Source organism: Moellerella wisconsensis ATCC 35017 (assembly GCF_001294465.1).
Classification (GTDB): Bacteria; Pseudomonadota; Gammaproteobacteria; order Enterobacterales; family Enterobacteriaceae; genus Moellerella; species Moellerella wisconsensis.
Map to the genome: position 1 here is coordinate 90,728 of NZ_LGAA01000026.1, position 21,466 is coordinate 112,193.

16 protein-coding genes and 2 pseudogenes are annotated in these 21,466 nt (G+C 40.7%); 6 read left to right on the forward strand and 12 right to left on the reverse strand.

What is annotated here, in order from left to right; genetic code table 11:
• The first annotated feature begins 6 nt into the window (after positions 1-6).
• The 5 genes from M992_RS12295 to M992_RS12315 all read left to right on the forward strand — a co-directional run bounded on the left by M992_RS12295 (position 7) and on the right by M992_RS12315 (position 6,156).
• A complete protein-coding gene (locus tag M992_RS12295; RefSeq protein ID WP_082335436.1) occupies positions 7-1,377 on the forward strand; it encodes an HlyD family type I secretion periplasmic adaptor subunit in 1,371 nt (456 codons plus the stop codon).
• A gap of 3 nt (positions 1,378-1,380) precedes the next feature.
• Positions 1,381-3,330, forward strand: a complete 1,950-nt coding sequence (locus M992_RS12300) for a type I secretion system permease/ATPase (RefSeq protein WP_390892501.1) — start codon at positions 1,381-1,383, stop codon at positions 3,328-3,330.
• A 207-nt stretch (positions 3,331-3,537) separates the two neighbouring features.
• Complete coding sequence (locus tag M992_RS12305) at positions 3,538-3,795, forward strand: hypothetical protein (RefSeq protein WP_053908855.1); 258 nt, start codon at positions 3,538-3,540, stop codon at positions 3,793-3,795.
• A gap of 607 nt (positions 3,796-4,402) precedes the next feature.
• A complete protein-coding gene (locus M992_RS12310) occupies positions 4,403-5,179 on the forward strand; it encodes an MBL fold metallo-hydrolase (RefSeq protein ID WP_053908856.1) in 777 nt (258 codons plus the stop codon).
• 26 nt (positions 5,180-5,205) lie between these two features.
• Complete coding sequence (locus M992_RS12315; RefSeq protein WP_053908857.1) at positions 5,206-6,156, forward strand: GlxA family transcriptional regulator; 951 nt, start codon at positions 5,206-5,208, stop codon at positions 6,154-6,156.
• Between the two features lie 118 nt (positions 6,157-6,274).
• On the opposite strand, the gene M992_RS12320 is transcribed toward M992_RS12315, so the two are convergent.
• The 10 genes and pseudogenes from M992_RS12320 to M992_RS15515 all read right to left on the reverse strand — a co-directional run bounded on the left by M992_RS12320 (position 6,275) and on the right by M992_RS15515 (position 20,300).
• Entirely contained in the window at positions 6,275-7,777 is a 1,503-nt protein-coding gene (locus M992_RS12320; protein WP_053908858.1) for a phage tail fiber protein, read from the reverse strand.
• 66 nt (positions 7,778-7,843) lie between these two features.
• Positions 7,844-9,817, reverse strand: coding sequence for a phage tail tip fiber protein (locus tag M992_RS15650; protein ID WP_422614657.1), 1,974 nt, complete (start codon positions 9,815-9,817; stop codon positions 7,844-7,846).
• A gap of 32 nt (positions 9,818-9,849) precedes the next feature.
• Positions 9,850-12,316: pseudogene (locus M992_RS15655) on the reverse strand (TipJ family phage tail tip protein); the annotation flags it as partial.
• A gap of 52 nt (positions 12,317-12,368) precedes the next feature.
• The gene (locus tag M992_RS12330; RefSeq protein WP_053908859.1) at positions 12,369-12,977 is read right to left on the reverse strand and encodes a tail assembly protein; all 609 of its coding nucleotides are present in this window, start codon (positions 12,975-12,977) and stop codon (positions 12,369-12,371) included.
• Positions 12,974-13,684 carry a C40 family peptidase gene (locus M992_RS12335; RefSeq protein WP_053908860.1) on the reverse strand — a complete coding sequence of 237 codons (711 nt, stop codon included), beginning with the start codon at positions 13,682-13,684 and terminating at the stop codon, positions 12,974-12,976. Before M992_RS12335 ends, M992_RS12330 begins: the two co-directional genes overlap by 4 nt.
• Positions 13,681-14,424 carry a phage minor tail protein L gene (locus M992_RS12340; RefSeq protein ID WP_053908861.1) on the reverse strand — a complete coding sequence of 248 codons (744 nt, stop codon included), beginning with the start codon at positions 14,422-14,424 and terminating at the stop codon, positions 13,681-13,683. The genes M992_RS12335 and M992_RS12340 overlap by 4 nt, the downstream gene beginning before the upstream one ends.
• The gene (locus tag M992_RS12345) at positions 14,421-14,765 is read right to left on the reverse strand and encodes a phage tail protein (RefSeq protein WP_053908862.1); all 345 of its coding nucleotides are present in this window, start codon (positions 14,763-14,765) and stop codon (positions 14,421-14,423) included. The genes M992_RS12340 and M992_RS12345 overlap by 4 nt, the downstream gene beginning before the upstream one ends.
• Positions 14,766-14,974: 209 nt before the next feature.
• Positions 14,975-18,472, reverse strand: coding sequence for a phage tail tape measure protein (locus tag M992_RS12350; protein WP_053908863.1), 3,498 nt, complete (start codon positions 18,470-18,472; stop codon positions 14,975-14,977).
• 63 nt (positions 18,473-18,535) lie between these two features.
• Positions 18,536-18,997 (reverse strand): hypothetical protein, encoded by a 462-nt coding sequence (locus M992_RS12355; RefSeq protein WP_134473727.1) that lies wholly within the window; start codon positions 18,995-18,997, stop codon positions 18,536-18,538.
• Between the two features lie 823 nt (positions 18,998-19,820).
• Positions 19,821-20,300, reverse strand: coding sequence for a hypothetical protein (locus M992_RS15515; protein ID WP_248842532.1), 480 nt, complete (start codon positions 20,298-20,300; stop codon positions 19,821-19,823).
• Positions 20,301-20,586: 286 nt separating this feature from the next.
• Between M992_RS15515 and M992_RS12365 the strand changes: the two genes are divergently transcribed.
• Positions 20,587-20,832: an Arc family DNA-binding protein gene (locus tag M992_RS12365; protein ID WP_053908865.1), complete on the forward strand. Its 246-nt coding sequence runs from the start codon at positions 20,587-20,589 to the stop codon at positions 20,830-20,832.
• 7 nt (positions 20,833-20,839) lie between these two features.
• Here the strand turns inward: M992_RS12365 and M992_RS12370 are convergent, their stop codons facing one another.
• Together M992_RS12370 and M992_RS12375 are read right to left on the reverse strand one after the other, a co-directional pair.
• A complete protein-coding gene (locus M992_RS12370; protein ID WP_053908867.1) occupies positions 20,840-21,100 on the reverse strand; it encodes a hypothetical protein in 261 nt (86 codons plus the stop codon).
• Positions 21,101-21,102: 2 nt separating this feature from the next.
• Positions 21,103-21,465, reverse strand: a pseudogene (locus M992_RS12375) (DUF6246 family protein); the annotation flags it as partial.
• Between the last annotated feature and the right edge of the window lies 1 nt (position 21,466).

A 21,466-nucleotide genomic window follows, 5' to 3' on the forward strand; every position in this document is an offset into this window, starting at 1 on the left:
TAAATAATGGATATTAAATCTACATCATGGTTACAACGTATTAAAGCTAAATTAAAGAAGATAAATCATGCTAAACATTATGAGTTTCTACCCTCTCATTTAGCGCTAATAAAAAGCCCACCATCTCTTTTTGCTATTATCACCGCTGTTACATTAAGCGTTGGAATTATTGCCACATTATTATGGGCGTATATTGGTAAATTAGATGTACAAGCCACCACAATGGGTCGATTAATTGTTTCCGGCCATTCTCAAGTTATTCAAGCTGTCGAACAGAGTCGTTTGATACATTTATATATAAAAGAAGGACAGCATGTCGAACAAGGCGAACCTTTATTAGGCATGAATGTCTTGGGTGTTAGCCAGGATATATTAAGTTTAGGTCATCAAATTGATTTTTATACTAACGAAAGTCTATTGTATTCAGCATTATTACAAAAATTGCCACCTGAAACTCAAACTGCATTTAATATATTATCATTAGAGCAACAGCAAAAACTATCAAGTAATTATCAAAGTATAAAAAATGAGTTTGATTCAGCCATAACTGGTATTGATATTGAAATAAATATAGCCGATACAAATATTAATACTAAAAATAATGAACTTAAAATTCTGTCCTCATTACTCCATAATATCCAACAGCGCTTGGATGCACATAAGCAATTAAGTCAAAAGAAAATTATTAGTCAAAATGAATATCTGGAAAAAGAAAAGGAACTATTGCTAACTCAAAAAGAGATCACCCAGAAAAAATCTGAAAAAATGATTTTAAATGCACAAAAAGAAGGTTTAATCGAAAAACTTAATTCAATACGCATTCAGAAAGCCCAAGAATGGTATGAAAAACATAAACAATCCGAATTTCAGATTATTAAGCTAGAGCAAGAGTTTTATAAAACTGAAGAAAGAGAACAACTAGAAATTATACGTTCTCCGGTTACCGGAACGATTCAAGAGTTATCCATTTATACCATTGGTGCCGTATTACAACCGGCGCAAAAACTCATGGTTATTGTCCCCGATAACGATGTTCAAATCGCCGAAGTGAAGATTCTAAATAAAGATATTGGTTTTATTCGTGAAGGACAAACCGTAACAGTAAAAGTAGATACCTTCCCTTATACCCGTTATGGCACCATTGATGGAAAAATACTGTCTATTTCTCGAGATAGTACCCACGATGAAAAATTAGGCTTAATTTTTATTGGCCAAATCAGTTTGGATAAAAATAGCTTAAATGTTGAAGGTACAAAGGTAGAATTAACTCCAGGGCTATCGATTGTGGCAGAAATAAAGACCGATCAGCGTCGAGTGATCGATTATGTATTAAGCCCCGTCAGAGAATATATGTCCGAAGCCATGAGGGAGAAATAATCAATGAGTAACATGGATGATACATTGATTCATAATCAGGGACTTAAAGTACTTATCTGGGTTGCTGACTATTATAAAAAAAGTATCACTGAAGATCAGTTGATACACGCTCTCGGTATGAATAGTGATATTCCGACTGACTGGCAATTACGCGAATGTGCAGATCTCATCGGTTTAGAAACAGAATATGCACTTATTAATCAACATCAATTTGAACATTTACCGCTTCCAGCCGTAATAAAAATTGATCATAGCTGGCAGATCTTAATTAAGAATGATGCCGCGCAATTAATTCTGATTAAATTTACCAGCGATAACCAACCAGAAACGAACCTATTTAATCCAAATAATGAAGATTATTCTGTTTTATTAATTAAAGAAAAAATAGAGAAACCTAAAAAACAACCTTTTGGTTTATCTTGGTTTATTCCCTCAATATTTCGTCAGCGCTTTCAATTACGAGATATTTTTATTCTTGCAGCTGTAGTTCAAGTTTTTGCCTTAATAAACCCACTACTATTCGAAAATATTATCGATAAAGTACTGGTTGGGCGAAGTATTTCTAGCTTACATGTTCTTGCTATTGCCATGGTAGGTATTGCTATTGCCGAGCCATTATACAGTTTTATTCGTAATAAAATTTTCGGTTACATGAGTGTACAAATTAATGCAGAGCTTTCTGGCCGCTTATATCAACATTTAATGGCATTACCTATATCCTATTTTGCTCAGCGTCAAACGGGTAAAATTATTTCGCGTATCCGAGAAATGGCTCAAATTCGTCAATTCCTGACGGGCTCGACATTAATGCTATTTATTGATTTAATTTTTGTAATTTTATTTGTGGCTATTTTATTTTCCTACAGCGTTGTCATGTCAGGAATATTAGTCGGTTCATTGGTAATATTTTTTATATTATGGCTAATCCTAGGGCCTATTATTCGCCAGCAAACAGAAAAAGCCTATCAATCTGATGAAAATACTACCTCGTTTTTAACCGAATCTATTACCGGTATAGAAACAATCAAGACCACAGCTACAGAAAAATATTTTATTCGTCGTTGGGAAAAACTATTAAGCCACCAACTAGTCCAAAACTTTAAAGTCTCAACACGCGGGATTACCGCTTCTCAACTTATGATGTTGATCAGCAAAATTACCGTGGCTCTTTTATTATGGGTCGGTGTGAAAGAGGTATTGGAAAATAGAATGACCGCCGGTGAGTTAATTGCTTATAATATGCTCAGTGCACATGTTACTCAGCCTATATTACGATTAGCTCAAATTTGGCAAGATTTTCAGCATACTTTAATTTCTCTTCGACGCGTCGGTGATATTCTAGATGAACCTATAGAAAATGAACGTCAAGGTATTGTCAGCGCAGCTGCTGTACAAGGTAAAATTGATTTTCAAAATATTCGTTTTCGCTATCAACCGGATACTCCTGAAGTACTAAAAAATCTCTCCTTATCGATAAAAGCCGGCGAGTTTATTGGAATTACCGGCCCTTCTGGCTCAGGTAAAAGTACCCTCACCAAATTGCTACAGCGATTATATATCCCACAACACGGTCAAGTGATTGTTGATGGTATGGATTTAGCTGTCGCAGATACTGTGACATTACGTCGGCGCATGAGCGTGGTTCTACAAGAGAGTATCTTGTTTGTCGGATCAGTAAGTGAAAATATTCGATTAAGCCAACCTGATGCCAGTGATGAAGAGGTAATTCATGCGGCAACACTGGCTGGTGCATTGCCTTTTATCGAAGAATTGAAGGGCGGTTTTAATTATCAACTTTCTGAGCGAGGATTAAATTTATCGGGTGGTCAACGTCAGCGGATTGCTCTAGCTCGAGCCTTACTAACCAAGCCAGATATTTTAATTCTCGATGAAGCGACTTCCGCATTGGATTATGAATCACAGGATGTGCAAATATTGATTAACGATTTATAGCTTACAAAGCCGCACTACAAGCCAGCCAGCATTTTTGCGATTTGCTAATTTTTGCCTATTTTTACTTATTCCTCTCATTTTTGTGTCACAATTTCGGCACAGTTTGTCACAGTCACCTTGCTGACAATTATTAATATAAAGTCGACCAATATTGATATCATCAGCTACATATCTCAAATATCATGCAGCTTCATAATAGGAGATCACATGAATGCCACTCAATTATTTTTAATTGCCTTAAATTGCATCAATGAAAATAGAGAACCATCTCACACTGAGTTATCAAAAATTTATGTTTTTTATAGAGCAGAAATAGAAAATAAAAGCATTTCGATTAATGAATTTATACTTAACCAAGATTGGCCGCTTGCTGACGGTCATAATACTCAAATAGTACTTCACTTCATTGGCGCTTATCTTAATCTGTCATTAATAAAAGCCAGTAATAGAAAACAAGACATATAACATGATTCTTAATTGTTTTTTTAATAATTGTATGTTTCATGCAATATATTAACCAGCGCACTATTATCAAGCTCAATACGCTGGTCTTCGACTAATTTAGTAAATTCAAGATAAGTTTTTACAGTAAGTCATTGAGCTTGTGATATATAATTATCATCAAAGTACATTAGTTCAGGCTTAAGATAATAGGTTTCATAATTAGAGCATAACAAAATCTACCAATCTACTGTGAGCGAGTTGTAGACGCTGGTGATGAAAACGGTCGTGAAGAATCGCGATCTGCCTGTCTGAAGATTGAGCAGTACCTCAGCCATACGATATATTCTAGACACATAGGTAATGTCACGTTGGGGGAAATCTATAAAAACCAAACGACTGTTCATAGCATAAAACTACCCACCAACAACGGTCAGGGGATAAGCCTGAGAGAAAAGTGGGTATAACAAAGTACCTAGAGTGCTGCGCATATTTTAACGGAAGCTTGACCCGATATGTGCGAAACATGACCCTTATGATGCAGTCTAATAGCCCGATAATCGCTATAATTAGTTATCGGGTCATGTTTAACATGGCTCCTACAAGTTTAGATAAATATTGGAGACATATAATGAAAATTACTCAGATCCGTAATGCTACTCAGATCCTCGAATATGCAGGGGAAAAGTTTCTCATTGACCCTATGTTTTCTGACAAAGATGCATTCGATGGTTTTGAGGGGACTGTCCGCTCAGAAATCCGTAACCCTATGGTCGAATTACCTATGGATATAAGCTCACTACTTGATGTGGATGCAATAATTGTCACTCACACTCATCCAGACCATTGGGATAATGCCGCAGCGAATATTATACCAAAAGATAAGCTGATTTATGTCCAAAATGAGAATGATAAAGCACTGCTTAAAACTCAAGGATTCATTAATTTGGTTGTTCTTACCGAAACCAGCAGTTTTAAAGATATTGAACTGATTAAGACAACATGTCAGCACGGTTCAGATGAAGCTTATGCAAATCCACAGTTGGCAGAAATGCTTGGCGATGCCAGTGGTGTTGTGTTCCGTCATTCATCTGAAAAAACTTTATATCTTATCGGTGACTCTATATGGACTAAAACCGTTGAAGATAATATGCGAAAATATATACCAGAGGTATTGATTATGAACACTGGTTGGGCTCATGTATTGGACTACGGTGCAATCATATTCGGTAAAGAGGATATTTTAAAAGTGCACTTTGTATTACCAGATGCTCAGATTGTTGCCACCCACATGGAAGCACTTAACCATTGTTTGGTTACACGACATGAACTCCTAGAATATGCGCAGATTAACCATATTCAGGATTACGTTTCAGCGCCTGCTGACGGTGAGTCTGTCACGCTCTGACGAAAACCAATATTTTAGGGCTCCCGATGTCTGTAATTTCAGTTGCCATACTTGTTACTCAAGGTTTCAGTACTTATCACGTATCAGTTCCACTGATCCTTTTCGGTGAGACTCTTACAGACCAACGGCTATTTACCCGGCTGATATGTGCTGAAAAACCTGGGCTCATCTGGTCTGATGAAGGAACAGCGATACAGGCAGATCATGGTCTAGACATGCTGGCTCAGGCTGATATCGTCATTGTACCTTTTTGGGAAAATGTACATAAGAGACCATCTGAAGCTCTACTTAATGCTTTAGTTCAAGCGCGTGAAGCGGGAGCTCAGATAGTGGGGCTATGCTTAGGCTCTTTCGTACTCGCTTATGCAGGTTTGTTAGATGAGCACATAGCTGCAACACACTGGGAGTATGAAAAAGATTTTCGGAAGTTGTTCCCGTCCGTTCATTTGAATCTTAACGCACTCTACGTAGAAGATGATGGGTTAACCACATCAGCAGGAACGGCAGCGGCAATGGATTGCTGCCTATACATCATTCGTCAACATTTTGGCATCCAAACGGTTAATCATATTGCTCGTAGGATGGTCACACCTCCCCATAGATCAGGTGGCCAGGCACAGTATATTGATCATCCAATCACTCAAAAGACTGCCGACTGTAGAATTAATAGAGTGCTTGATTATCTGCTACTAAACCTTCAAGAGTCGCACGATATTAATTCTCTGGCTGAATACGCTTCAATGAGTCGCAGGACACTTACACGACATTTCATAAAAGCAACTGGTATGTCTGTCGTTGAGTGGATCACGGCTGCAAGGCTTCACCGGAGTCAAGAATTACTGGAGAACATGGATATTCCTTTAGAGCAGATTGCTGAACAAGCGGGATTTCCGTCAGCATCAACTTTTAGACTACAGTTTCGGGAAAAATTTGGTGTCAGCCCCAGAGAGTGGAGAAAAACCTTTCGCAATACATAACCCATTAAACTAAAGGCAGATGATCCAGCTCGGTGAATATCCACTGTTGGGCACAAGGCTGTCAAATTAGATTAAGTCTTGCGTTACAATTATGTCAGGCCAAATCTGAGCTAATACATCAAAATGCACCAACCACTCGCGCTGGCGCATTTATTTTTATTGCTGCTTCCTGCTCTGCCCTTTCCGCCTCTTCTTTTGCATACGCCTCGGCTTCTGCTTGCTTCTGATTATAGATAGAGTTACTCGGCATATTTACCCGCACATCAATCCAGTGACCTGCTGGGATATCTACCGGCGCACCGTTTTCTAGTTCAACACGTTCATCACCGACTAATTTAGTGAATTCAGGGTAGGTTTTTAAACGCGCACGTTGAACATTCTGCGGTAAGTCAAAGTGCTTGCGATAGGAAGTATAGATAACGATATCGCCGTGTTCTTCTTGCGGTACCGGCTCGCCGTTAAACGGATGTTGTTCGCCGGCGACTAACACATCGTAGTCAACATAAATAAGCGGTAATTGATTGATACCCGACGGAATAGTGATGCCGCCATTAATCCCGCCCCAGCTCGCGTCCGAGTTGAGCCCAAGAACGTGTTTCAGTTGATAAATACCCGTGTGTAAACACTTAAGCTCGACGCCTTCGGATTCATCGTTAAGCTCGATGTGGTCAGCAAACACTTTAACTATCGGCGATGCGGCCTTTAAGTTGCCGTTTGAGTCTTTTGTGGTGTTTGCTGTTGTGTAAAATTTCTGAGTATAAGGCGCTGGCCCACTACTAGTATATGTTAATCCATACCAGTCAGGATATGGATTACTCCCCCCTTCACAAGCAATTACTCTCACAGAGCGCCCTGCCCCTGCTGAAGCCCAAGATAAACTAAGCCCTATTAAATTTTTATTAATTGCATTTGTTATTGATGAATCAAATGTCCTTATCTCGTTTGCTGACGGCGATAATTTATTTATTTTTGAAAAATAAGATTCACCACCGAAGCCAAAATCACCAATTTGCATTAGCGTACCGCTAGTGCTCGGGAGGGAGTGGATCGTTTGAGGTTTACCCACTTGTCTGGACGTAATATTATTACCATCCCCACTTTTAGCGACCAAACGTACTAAATCGTAATCATCCGTTGAGTTACTTTTTGAAGTTATTGAACCAATCGAGCTAACATCCCCCTCAATAACCCCACCCGACTTATCAAACTTGCCATCAATATTCTTATTCATCTGATCGACAGTCGTTAGCTTGACTTGCTCACCGCCCCAGTTGACGGTGACAGTGCCGGTTCCCGTCGTCCACTGATTCATTAATCCCATGAATTCATTATTACGTGCAATGCTTGTCGCTATTTTTACAGCGGCGTCACTTGTCGTATTATCTATCGTTGTGAATATCTCGTAAGTCGCATTTGTGACTGCATCGTAAAGCGGCCTTGATAATTCAATTTCTGTATTAGATTTAATATTTTTAATTGAATACGCATTACTTGACGTGGATGTGTAAATAATAATGACTTGCCCCTCTAGGATATTATAGAGATTGCTGAGCCACTGCGTACTTTTGCCTGTGATTTTCGTTGAGCCTTTCGTGCCTGATATTGTGCCAGCTGTATACATTGTTCTTTCCTTAATATTTGGGCATAAAAAAACCGCAATTAAGCGGCGTTGATTGAATTGATTGCATTAACTTTTGAATACTAAACATTGCGCGGGGATTTTGTGGATCAGATTATAACCACTTACTTTACCTACAATTTTATATGAAATTGTAGGAGTCTCGTTGGCATAAATAACACCCGAACCGGAAGTTGCCCCAGCTGTTATAGCGTAAATTTCATATCTATCCCCGCCAGCACTTCTTGAACCTGTGACTGAAGATAACGGAGAGAACGAGATTATAATTCTATCGTTTATTTTAACCTCTACATGCCAAGTTATATTACCGAAATCAGAGGATCCCATTGTTGATACAGTTAATGCGGGAATAACTAAGGTACGATCGAACGCTTCGGCAGGTAGTGTGATTGAGCCATCGAAGGGAATAGAATGCACCCTAATCACATCACCCTCGATTTGATTTGCTTTTAATGTTCCCTTTATTTCACAATCTTCACTAATAACAACATTATTTAATATTCCAGATGTTGCTGTTATTTTCCCCGTTATCTCTGCATCACTCGCAATAATTTTCCCGCTCTCAAAATCCAGCATTAGCCCCTTTTTAGTCACCGGATCCCAATGCTTCGACTTGATAGTCGAGCCAATCAATAGCCTTTCAATTGTCGCCTGATTAATAAACGCCTCATTGATAAACACCTGTCCATTTTCGACAAAGAAAACAGGTTCTAGCTTGCCGCTGGATGGATTTAAAATACCAAAGGTATCCGCGCTAAAACCGATTTGCGTTGTGACTTGGCCATTTTTAACCTCCGCGCCTATGATGAATTTTGCATCATGATATTGTCCGTTCCAGTTAATACCGGCTTGGATTTTATAAATTGCCGATCCATTACCTTGATGATCAAAGACAGTCTGTGCGCGTTGTTCAATCGCCGCCGCGTTCTCTCCGAGTTCGGCTTTGATTAACTTATTCTCTTCAGCTTGCGCTTTTTTATTATCAGCAACCGTTTTAGATAACGCTGTGATTGATGAATTAGCGCTTTCATATTGAGAATTAAGCTGAGTGATTGACTGAGAAAAAGACTGTTCATTATCAACAACTGTTTTTTCAATGCGTGTAAGTGCTGCCTTGTTTTCGCCTATCTCGGCTTTCATCTGAGTTTCGGCAGTCGTGCGCGCGGTTGTCTCAGTGGCTAGCGCGGTATCAATGCGCCCAATGTAAGCCTTGTTATCATTCAGTTGTGCGGTGAGCTCGACTTTCGTCTGTGTCAACGCTTCTGTTTGAGTTGCTATAACCGTATCTTGGCGCTTAAGGCTGGCATTCGCTTGATTGATATTCTCGTTCTGTCGTGCGCTCTCAGCGGATAATTCAGTGCTGATTTTCGCAATAGAACGTAGTGCGTCATTAGCTGTTAGCTGTGATTGTTCGATAGAGGATTGATGTTCGTCGAACTTACTTTCAGATACCTTTTGATACTCCGTCTGTGCATTCTTAGCATCTGTTGCTGTCTTCTGCGCTTCATTGATGCGAGCGCTAGACTCTTTGACAGTTTTATCCGTCTCATCAATCCGTTGAGTAACAGATTCAAGCTGTAATTTCTGTTCAGCGTAGGATGCTTCAAGCGTTGATGTTGTCTCTCGAATCTCTAAAATAGCCGAGTCGTTAAACTTGAACTTACTTTCGATAAGCTGCTGCTGAAGTGCCCGAGACTTTTCATCGTTAGCGTAAACATCTTTCATACTGAAAATTTCAGCACTGTTTTTACCAATCTCAGCTTTTAACACCTCGGTACTTTGCGCTCTCGCCTCTTTTTCGTCAGCAATAACGCCGTCGACGCGTTTAATCTCAGCGCGTCGATCCCCCTTTTCAGCAAGAATATTAAACGTAATTTCGCCAAACTGCTCCGTATGTTCGAGTGAGGCACGGCCTAGTCGCTGCAGTTGAGTGTCGTGCTGAGCAATAATGTCTTCATACAAAAAACCGTCAGATTCTAACTCGACCACTTTATCTGCGTTAAAATCGATGTCTTTTTGCATCTCCTTGCCGGCTTCGGTTGATAAAAACTTATCGGCCACGGCATCTAAAATCGCCTGAGTATCAGCGCTTGACTCACCAAGAATAATATCCGACCAAGGTGACTGATTTCCGGTTTTGTCAACAAGCCTAGCTCTAAAGTAAAAACGGATCCCTGCCTTCAATCCAGACATGCGGTATGACTTAAGAGGATAAGGAACATCAGCTAGCAGCTGCATGGAGTCAGGCGTACTTTCGGACGAATATTGCAGCTCAGTTTTTAACGTATCGCTTGTATTTGCAGCAAAACCCCAGTCCAGGGTAATACCCCAGACTTCTGATGAGGATCGTAGGTTAATCGGCTTAGGTGGATTTCCTTCTTTCCCATTAAGTTGAGTTTCTTCTGCATTAGCCCAGATGCTGGATATTTCAGATGCATTGATAGCGCGTACGCGGACTTGATAACGCCCTGCATAAATACCATTAACTTCAAATCCCAGCGTTGATGTACGCGGAGCATTAATCCAATTGCCATTATCGCGACGCCACTGAGTTTCATACGCTATCGCAGTTTCAGCAGCTTCCCAGTCAACACGCAAGGTCGTGAATGCAATACCTTGATCTACTTGCGAATAGGATGAAATACGCACGTTTTTCGGCGCTGGTTGCACATTCGGAGGAGTAACAGTGACCGGACGTTCATCAATGCGCACCCCAAAATCGATGTGATCATAATTATCAGGGTTATGAATAGCGCCATTAATCGTGTAGGTGTTATCACCGTTGTCACTGATATTAATTACTCGGTACAACTGGACGGCTAAATCATCAGAGTCTACAACCCATACAGCTTCTTTTTGTGGTGCCTGTGAGTATTCAATCGAGACGGTAACGACTTTTTGATTAACTTCAGTGACAGTGCGGCCCTCTGATTTTCCATCGGATAAGTTAACAATAAGGCGATCGCCCAACTTAATTGAGGTGGTTCTATCAAGCGTAATCTTGCGCCCATCTACTGATGATATGCGCCCACCAGTATTACGACCCGCGAGTAACGTATCAGCAACTGCAATAATATGCCCCGGGGAAGGTATTGCACCTTCAAGGCCTGTCGCAAAAGAAATCATTCGGTCATTCGCATTGGTTAATAATGCCCAACGACCTCGGCGATTAGCTTCACTTCGACGGGTACATCCGATTGCCGATAACTCAAGTTTACGAACGCCGTAGCGGCGTTGAAGCTTCAGATCCGCAACAGGCTCAATATTATCATTACTGTGGTTATCAATATCCGTATAAGAAACCAGTGCTTGTGTATAACGGTTCTGAATACTGCCGCCGGAATATGACGGCTTACCATTCACAATATTGGCATTGGTGAACGTACGGTAAATCGTATCAGGCATATCAGCAGACACATTAACTTTATTGTCAGCCCAGAACGTCATACCACGAAAAATAGCAGCAATGTCACGCAAGACTTGATAAGCTGATTCCTGCGATTGGATATATACGTCACATAAGAAACGCGGTTCTTTACCTTCACCACCTCGACCGTCGGGAACCAATTCATCGCAATACTGTGCAATTTTATACAAATCCCACTTTTCAATCTGTGATGCTTTAATGCGGTCACCGCAGCCATAGCGATTATTTAAGACTAAATCATAAAACACCCATGCAGGGTTATTGGTTGCAGCTTGTTTAAAAGTACCATCCCATGCGCCAGAATAAGCGCGATTGATCGGGTCATAATTTGTCGGCACTTTGACAAGCAAGCCCCCTTTCGGGCGCACACTGATTTTAGGGATGCGGTTATTAAATTGACGCGCATTAAACGTAACAAAAAGCAGTGCTGTATTTGGGTATCGTAACTTCGCATCAATCACTTCAGCGATGGCAGCAATACTGACTTTGTCTGCTACCCTAGCGTTATTTTGATTCTTTGTTAGTCTACGAATACGGATTTGCCAACCTGTATTGGCCTTTGGTAAATCTATTCGATGCGTACGTTGGTACTCGCTTGTCGTTTTTCCATCAAATGCGGACTTAACGAAATCTTTGTAACCCGTACCATCTGTTGATAATTCAATGATATAATCAATACGATAGCCGGTCGTATCTCCATTATCGTGTTGTTGTAATAGCTGAGGTACAGATAAGCGAATTCGAATCGCTGATAGCTGAGTATTGTTAATATTCCTAACATAAGGCTGATCGTCTTTTAACTCCATGCCTACGGCTATTTCATTATCTACTGACGGAATGCCCTGAATATATTCTTGATGTTCGCTGCCGGAGCGAAACTCCCACGTGACACCCTCAAAGTTCTTTGTCCCATCCATATTTCCAATTGGAGTATCATCTAAAAAAATACGAGTATCATCTAGACCGCCGGCAATCTCTCCTTCCGAAATCGCTAGTAAAATTTTAGCTGTAGATTCGGATAATAAACTATCTGGTGATTCCGTGGGCGTATGCCCGCCACCACCGCCACCTTTCGCGCCTTGAATTTTTGCCATGTGCCACCCATAAAAAAACCGCAATAAAGCGGCTCAGTAGAATTTGATAAATCTATTGCTGATCTTCGGTGTATATCCCCGCAGAGATAATTGCTCCGCCTATTTCTCGCCGGTCTACCCCATAAAAAAGCGGTACCGGATTACCTTGTGCGGTTGTATTGACTGCGCCACCAAAAGCGTACGAAGGTTTATTATCGGAATCTTGACGCATTGATAACCCCCGAGATTGCGGAGAAAGTAACTGTGATATCCCACCCAATGCTACTGCTGCGCCACCCAGTGCAAGCGCACCGCCCCACGTGCCTGCAGCAGTGAAAGCAACGGATAATCCACCAGAAAAGAATGCCGCAGCTCCGATCATAGCTACCCCAAGCATTGTCTGAAAAAAGCCTCCTCGTTTGCTACCTTTAATTATTGGCGCAATACGAATTTCTTCATTTGTATCAAGATGCAATTCGTCCTCAGAAATATTACGATCACCTTTAAAAACAGCAAACTCTAGCCCTTTCAGGTGTGCATTAGCCATAAACTGTTCAAAGCCATCATAGAGGACAGAGAGCGCTTTGATCGCCTCACGAGGAGAGTCAATAGCCAGCTGATGAACTCGCCCAAATCGAGCACCCAACACACCGTATAAGCGGATAACTTTCAGTTCGTTCATAATAATTCTTTTCTCCGCACTATTTTTACCGTCCGATCCCGCCAGTAATCGCTATAAGGAATCTGTCGACTAAGCTGGCCATAAAGATGGTGTAGCAACATTCCATTAGAGATAATACCAGCGTGATTGGGTACATCGGCTTGCACTTGCATAATCACCATATCACCCTCTTTCGGCTCACCAGCGACATCAACAAAACCCGCCTTCTGGTAATTATCCATATACAGGTTTTCGCCTTCGTCCCACCAATGCCGATCAACGCTGTAGTTATGTAACTCAATACCGTGTTTTTGGCGGTAGTAGTCCATAATTAAGGACCAACAGTCAGCATGGCCAAGTACAAAAGGCCGCCCTTCCAACTCGCGTTCTGTACGAGGTTCTATAATCCGAACATCACCTTCTGGCCATGACACAATAGCCCACGGCAATCCAGTTGCATCACACTGTAACTTATCAAGTTCAGAGGGTTGAGTTGTTACGCCATCACCGCAATGACTATGTACAATCGCTATCGGATCGCCCCAATCTTCGGCAATTGAATAATCTTCCGGAGAGAGTTCGAAGTGTTCTGTTGGATTATTAGAGAGGTTACGGCAAGGGAAGTATTTTTTAACTCGACTTTTTTGGCAAATTACACCGCATGCCTCTTTTGGGTATTCCAACTTCACATGCTCAAATATCGCTTCTGTTAATTTCTTTGTGATCATCGTATTAACCCCGCTGCTGGGAACCCGCCAAAGTCAAGCGGCTCGTTTTCGCCAAAGCGTTTTTTACAGTCGCTAATTAGCCCGCCACATTTATCTAAAGACGGGTCATCAACAGGCTCACCTTTTTCATTAAAGTATTTATCGCCCGTGTAATTACATCCTCTACCACTTCGATAATCCCCCTTCATACACCAGGAACAAAGGTTGTGTATCTGGCGAACGGGTATCATAATTCCCTGTAAATCAAACGGGCTAGACAACTCGAACTCAACAGCTTCGTCCGCCACTTCATTCGTTTTACGGTCAACGTAATACACTTGAGTAAAACACTCGTCAGGGTTCGCTGATGGGTTTCCATCAGTGAAATTTTCAGCATCAAGGTAGTGCGCGAAAGTTTCGTAGATAGTAATTTTAGCTAATGCTAGATCATCGAACTGTAGACACAGCGAAGATATCAAACCATCAATGTTCGCCACTCTTAATATAGGTCTAGCTGGACTTCCATCACTGTTTTTAGCAATCCCATCAATTTCATAAGCCCAAGCGCCGTATTCATTACCTTGCCACCAAATAGGCTTGGGTTTAATATCATCGCCAGAGGAATCAATATCTTCTGGTGTATGCGGTAAGTTATAGGCATGAAAACGCAGAATAGGACCATCAAACTCACTTGCATCAACTTCGATTAATTGGATTTTATTGCCTGGCTCCAATTTTTGAATATCAGATGTAATCTTCATGCGCTAAATGCCTGTTCAAACGTTGCTGCGATAGTGATCATGCTACCGCCTATGGGTTTCAGTGTTATGGAATCCGCTTTTACTCGATACAGTCCCTTTTCCCCAAAAGGGGGGACCCATATAAATGATTTCACCGTATGCTGACGAATAAAATTAAATATAGGCATCACCTCAGCTTTTTGACCGGTATAGGTAAACGGCCATGACTGAGTTTCCGTATTAATACCGTCACCTGCGACTTGTTTATAGCCATCACCGAACTCGACTTCTTTTATTCGGTGACGAAATTCACCAGTTGGTGCGTCTTGCGTTTGCGTTCGCCACTTAAACTCTTCAATCATGGTTTACCTCAGAAATAGACGATACAAAACCGCCTAATGATCAAATATCAGGATATTAAATAATTAAATTTGGATTATGGTTAAAGGTCAGCCCTGTGTGACTTACTGAAGAAATGGCTGATTAACTTCGGTGTGAGGAGATCTAATGCAATTTAATTTAACCAATGTTGGTGCCATGAATCGCAGTGAAAAATCAATGTCCTCTTTATTTAACGTCTAACTGCTTTTTTGATAATCAAATCTAAGTCACCACCGTCGCGGCCTTCTTTGATTAATACTTGTTTAATCTTGTTGGTTAATGATTGTTCTGCTGCCTTTGCATCTATATTCGGAGAGCTACTTTGCTGCTGTTGACCACCTTTAACATGAATACCACCGAGATCAACATTAACCATGATACCTCCAGCTGGTTGCATTCCATACATACGCTGAACCGGGACGTTAGCCATAGGATGATTATCTCCAACATATCCACCTGATGCATAGCCGTTTTCAGCACTCTTCATTAATGACATCAAGGAGCTAATTCCTAGACGACTCGTTGCCTCCTTGGTAAAAACAAATTCACCTTTATGCACCACGCCGGCAGGCTCATATTTATCCCCTGAGCCCGTAAATCCACCTCTAGCAAAACCGGGCTTAATTCCAAGGAATCCACCAACGGTAGTACCGCCAAATGCAGCTGTCATTGCCTTTAACGCAGCGGCTTTTATTAACATATCGGCAATCATGCGAGCAAAAGAACGACCAAAATCACCAAAATTAGCTTTCCCAGTCATCGCCCAGTCAGTGAGTGAATTGGTCATCCCGGCAAATGCGAACTGTGAGGCTTGGGCCGCCTTACCATATGCATTGGTGGCATCATCTCCAAACTCCGCAAAGCCTTTTTTAATTCCATCCCGCCAATTAGCTCGTAATTCATCCTCTTCACGATAGTATTCCCCTAGCTTAGCTTTTTGATCGGGGGAATCTGCTTTTTCCATGGCGATATTACGCTGATACTGTCTATCCGTTAGACCTGCACTACCTTTCAAAGCCCTAATTCTATTCTCAATGTCCGCAATGCGCTTAGCTCGCTCCTCTAAAAGCTTGTTTTCTCGATTCTGCTTTTCTAACTCGTCACCTTTATCAGCGAGTGCTCTTTGTCCTGCGATAATTGACTCACGACGCAATAGCAGTGATTTTTCATCGGCGGTTAATTGCCTTTCACCGTTTTTAACTATCCTGTCTAAAACCTCAAATTTCGCCTCAGTTAGCATAAGCTGCTTACGTTCATTGCTAATAATGCGATCGCCTGTTTGCGAAAATTCACGAGCCACTTTAGTTTGAGCTTCTAATGCTAATAACTGCTTTTGTAGATCCTCATCGTGGCGGGTACCATAATCAGGCCGGAAAGATGAGCCTTTAGGTGGTTTTTTGTCTTTATTTCGTTCCTGAATTCCCCTCCTAGCAGTCTCAATATCCTCCTGAGTAAAAAGAGATGCTCTACCCTCTTTAGCATCGCGTTTATTTTCTAGAATTAATCGATTAAGCTCTTTTTCTTCCTCATTGCGACGCTGAGCAGCTGTTTGACCTTGCTTAACTTTAGAGTTGAAAATCTCTTGGTTTTTGATGGATCTTTCTTCATCTTGACGAGCTAATCGTTCACGCTCTTGTTTTATAGCGTCAGCAGCCACCGCCTTATCAGTGAGCTCATAGGCTTGTCTTTTAAGTTCGACTTCTCTTTCAGCGTTGGCGAGGCGCTCAGCGTCCCTTTTTTTGGTTGGATTGTCACCTGTATATCCAGCGCTATAACCAAGGGTTTTGGACTTAACATCCAATTCTTTTTTCGCTTCTTGCCATTCAGTAAATGCCGTTTGCCTATCCAACGCCAGACCAGGATTCCGCCCTACGCCTAACATAGCATCCCAGCCTTTAGTGGCTGCGTTTTCAATCCAATTCCATGCGCGTTCTAAAGTACCAAGATTCTCCACAATTGACATTGAGCGCTGATTCATTGCCTCGGCATAGGCTTTCGTTGCTAGTTCGGCAGCCTTTTCTGTTCGTCCTTGTGCTTCTGCTGCTGCAATTTGCTCATACTGCTTAGCGGTTAAAAAGTGCAAAGAATTATTTAACTCTGTTACTGCTTTTACTGGATCATCTTTAAGGCGTTTAAAGTGCTCAATCGTTTTATCAATATCTTGCCCAACGGCTTTTTCCATCTTCGCAGAAATATCAGCCACAACACCGACTTGATTCCCTGAAAATGCACCCGATCCAACGACTTTAGCCAAGGCGTCAGCCATACGATATTGAGTTATGCCATTACCAGAAAGCTGTTTAGCCAACGAATCAAGTTGCGAAGCGGTTTTTCCTGCATAGCTCCCCGTCAAAATAAGTTGCTTATTATATTCGGTGAACTCTTTTGAACCCTTATAGGCTGCAATTGCTAATGCTCCCGTTACTCCCACGACACCCAGCATTGCTATTCTCATTGGAGTAATTAACGACAGTACAGCTTTGAATGAATTACCAATGCCACCAAACGAGTCTTTAATCTGCCCACCTTGCTGAACCATCACTAACCAAATAGGCATACCTGAAGCGAGTGAGGTCACAATATCCGTCATCTGCATCGGTAATTGACGCATGGCATTGCGATACTGCCCTATTGAAATAGCCCCGCTTCGATAAGCTTGCTCCTGCTGCTTTAATTTAGCTAAATAAGGCTCAACTTGCTGACTCACACCCAACTGCGCTGCCTTCATTTGCAGCAGCTCGGATTTAGTCTTCCCTATTGCCTCCGCTTCATTTCTTAACGCTTGTATAAATTTATCTTTAGCTTGGGCTTCCCTAGCTTCTGCTGCTGCTGCGATTTGCTGTTCTCTAGCTAGCTCTCTTGCTGCTTGAGCGGCTTGTTTCTGTTCTGAAGCTAATCTTGCGGTTCGTTCTTCCTGCTTTTTCATCTGAGCAATAATAGGCGCGGCTTCTCTCGATATCCCCATTTGAGCCGCTTTATACGCCAGCATTTCGGTTTTCGTCGCGCCATATAGAAAAACCTGCTCATGCATTTTTCTTAGAAAGGAGTCTTTTAGAGCAGATAGTTCTTTTTCAGCGACAGATAATCCGCTAGTTCTATTGGTAATATCTTCAAGTAATACCTGATATCGTTCGGTATCAATATTGCCTTTTTGATAAACTTTACTTAGGTTTTCTCTAATTGCGGCTAACTTTGTCGTTGAGCCAGTAACTTTTTGTATGCTCTCGACCTGCCGCGCAAAAGAATCTGCAACTTTTATGTTTCCTGATTCGGTTTCACTAACTGCTTTTTTGATCTGATTTTCCAGTATAGAAAAATGTACGCCGCTAATTTTCCCGCCTTCGTACTGGCTATTCAGTTCTTTCAGGATCTTCGCAAATTGATTACTTGCATCTCCTGCTTTCTTTATCGATTGAATTTGGTCTCGTAGTGATGAAGCATTTTCCTTGAATTTTGCATTCATTCTATCAACAGATAAAACTGTTTCTCTTTGTACCTTAGTTAACTCAGAAGCCGCTCGCGCAGCAGCCTTGTGTGCTGGCTCAGACTGTTTGAACGTGCTGTTTAACTCATCTACTGAGTGATCTGTCCTGCTCGCAGCTTGCTGTAAATCATTGAGTGCTTTAGAGCCTTTATCTAATTCACTTGTATTTACCTTAAACGAAATTCCGGCTATTTCTTGTGTCATAACTTTCCTCGGGTACAAAAAAACCACCCGAAGGTGGTTATCATGTGATTATTGATTGCTACTTTACATCAACCATTTTAGCTTATTGGGTTCATACTTAAATTGCATCATGCCCTTACCCTGTACAGGGAGTTCTATATATAGAATTTTCGCACTAGCCAAACCTACTGCAAAATTAGAAGCTCCAATTACTGAAGCAAAAGATTGTCGTTTTTTATCAATCTCAACAAGTAGCTCTTTTATTTCACCACTATCTATTTTTATAAATCCCGAACATAACTTACCTAAACTACAGTCAAATTCACCACCTTGAAGGTCAAAATGAAAATCATACGCTTCTTTGTTATTTTGACTTTCAACTTCAACAGTTAATGTGACACCATCAATTTCTTTCTCAGGCGCTAAACTTGCAAAGTACTGAGTTGCTCCCCGCATTTCATCAACTTTCTCTGTATATTGCCAATCTGCAAACGCCCCAAATCCAGCAGAACAAAGCAGTAAGCCTAATAATAATTTTCTCATCATCAATACCTTTTAATTATCAATGATTGAATATTAGCAAATAGTTGTAGCAATTGAACGCAAAAGACCTCAGTTAAGAGGCGTAATGTTTTATATGGTACATAATGTTTATATAGAAAGTGATCACAGCCCAAGGACGGACTAGCTATCCATTGAACATAACTGTGTTATTTATAGTCTAACGTTAACGAAATAGCGACTATAGTCAGAACGAAAGCTCCAATGCAGACCAGCACAATAAAGCATCCTATTGCCTTTTCAGTTTTATTTTCCATCTCACTACTCCGCTAATTAATTTAAGTTATGTTAGCCTAGCGGGAGTGCAAATTGAAGCAAACAAAAAACCTGCCTAATTTGGCTTTATTTGTGTCGTTTGGATCAAGAAGTCTACTTTTCTATTAATATCATAGTGATACACGAAAAATGCTTGCATTTAACTGTTTGTAACGCATTGATTTATATAGAGTGGTTATTTGGATTTTAACGTATGGATCAGACAAAAAAAGCCCACTAAATTGTGGGCTTGGGAATAACAGTTTTGTATTAACGATTAGGGAATGAGCGGTAGTGGTTAGAAACAAATTCTAACTTACCTTGCTTGGTCCTAAAGTAATCTCTTACAAATACTGGTTTCTCACGATCATACATACCGACTTCATCATAAAATGTCATGTTGACACTCCATAGACCCTTCCTATCCCCATCGAAAGGTTGATTTTAATTCGGAATGCATATACTATGATCTCACTACAAGATGTCTAGTATATGCGGAGAATTCCGTTGATGCTTTTAAAAAGGCTCTCAGTTATTTAACTTGAGGGCTTTTTTATTGCTTGATAGCAAATGATTGAATAATTGTAGCAATTCGGGTTGACTCATCCTCCGACAAATCGCGCGGTAAGTTCTCAATAGTAACAATCAAGTCTTCACGCAGAGGGATTGGCAGTGAAAATGTCTTTACTGTTTCCTCTTCAATTACTTCCACTTTCTTTTTCTGGGCTGGCTTGCGCTTAACCATTGATGTCAACTCCTTCCCCTCAGTGTGGGCAATAAACTTATCAACCGCGCTTTTGAAACGACTTAAGTAGGTTTTTGCAGTATCGTCTTTAACATCAACCCCTTCACGAAATTTATCTACTATCCCCTGAAGGTCCCATTCAGTAGCCAACAGGTCATTAGGTATTGAATCAGATAAAGCAGTAACGGCATTTCTAATATTACCCGCCGTACGACCACTCATAATACCCATCTCGTCAAGGCCTTCAACAAACTGCATAAAGTTCTCTTTGTTTGCTGTCATGCTCATAATAACTTAGCCTCGTAAATCATAATTTGTCCAATATTACACGTGAGAAATTAGAGAGTCAACAAAGAAAAGATCTTTTGCTTACTCTTTGTTTTTCGCTCCATTTATTTATTGCTCTTTTAGAGAAAGATTTAACTTTCTCTTTCGCTCTTTTGATGCATTTAACAGTCTTTAACTGTCGTTAGATGTTGAAAATAACTGTATACATACACAGTGATACCTACTTGGTACGCATTGATACCTAAAAAACACCTATCTAGAATGAGAGTTTTTGAGGATAGGTGGCATGGAAAGAAAATATAAGCATCCGCAGGTTAACCTCAGATTGCCGGTTGATTTAAGAGAACGAATTCAAGAGTTAGCTGAGTTCAATAATCGGTCAGCTAATCAGGAAATGGTCGCAGCTATCGAATGCTGGATAATGCGTAACTCTCATGTTGAAGTATTAACAATATCAGATGCAGCTGAGCGCATATTTCAACTTGAACGCGAAATGGATGTTGTTAAGGAAAAATTAGGGATTAAGAAGTAGCCGTAAGCTACTTTTTATATTCTTTAAGTAGGATGCCACTATCGCTATAGACTTTGAATGTGTCGCCTTCCTGCATTTCGATAAAGTCACCAACATAGCGATCATCTCTATCGATAGGATGAATAAATATTACATCTTTAAATGGTGGCTTGTTGGGTACATGGTTTTTCATTTCCTCAACATACGCAACACTTTTAACGTGAATTACCTCATCCTTAAATTTGTACTTATGCCTAGCAGGGTTAGCCAAAATAATATTTAAATACATAATTACCCCTTATTCGCTTTAGCTTGTGCAATTCGGCGCTTTTTAAGTTCGAAATAATCATCAACTGCGCCATCATATTCTTCTTTTGTGAAGCCTTTTTCCTCTGGATACTTAGCTTTAATCATCATCAAGAATTCTGACATTGTGAGCTTCTCGGCTTCATCACGGTTCATGCCAAAGTGAACACAGGATGCGTTAATATATTCGACAGCATTAAATGAATCAGTAAATTCTTTATCACTTTCATTGCGTTGCAGATTCCTGATTTTCACCTTACCAATTACACCATGGATCATCAGCTCTCTAGCCAATACGATAATGTCAGATATTGGTAGCTTACCCATGCGGTATGTTGTGCCATTTTTA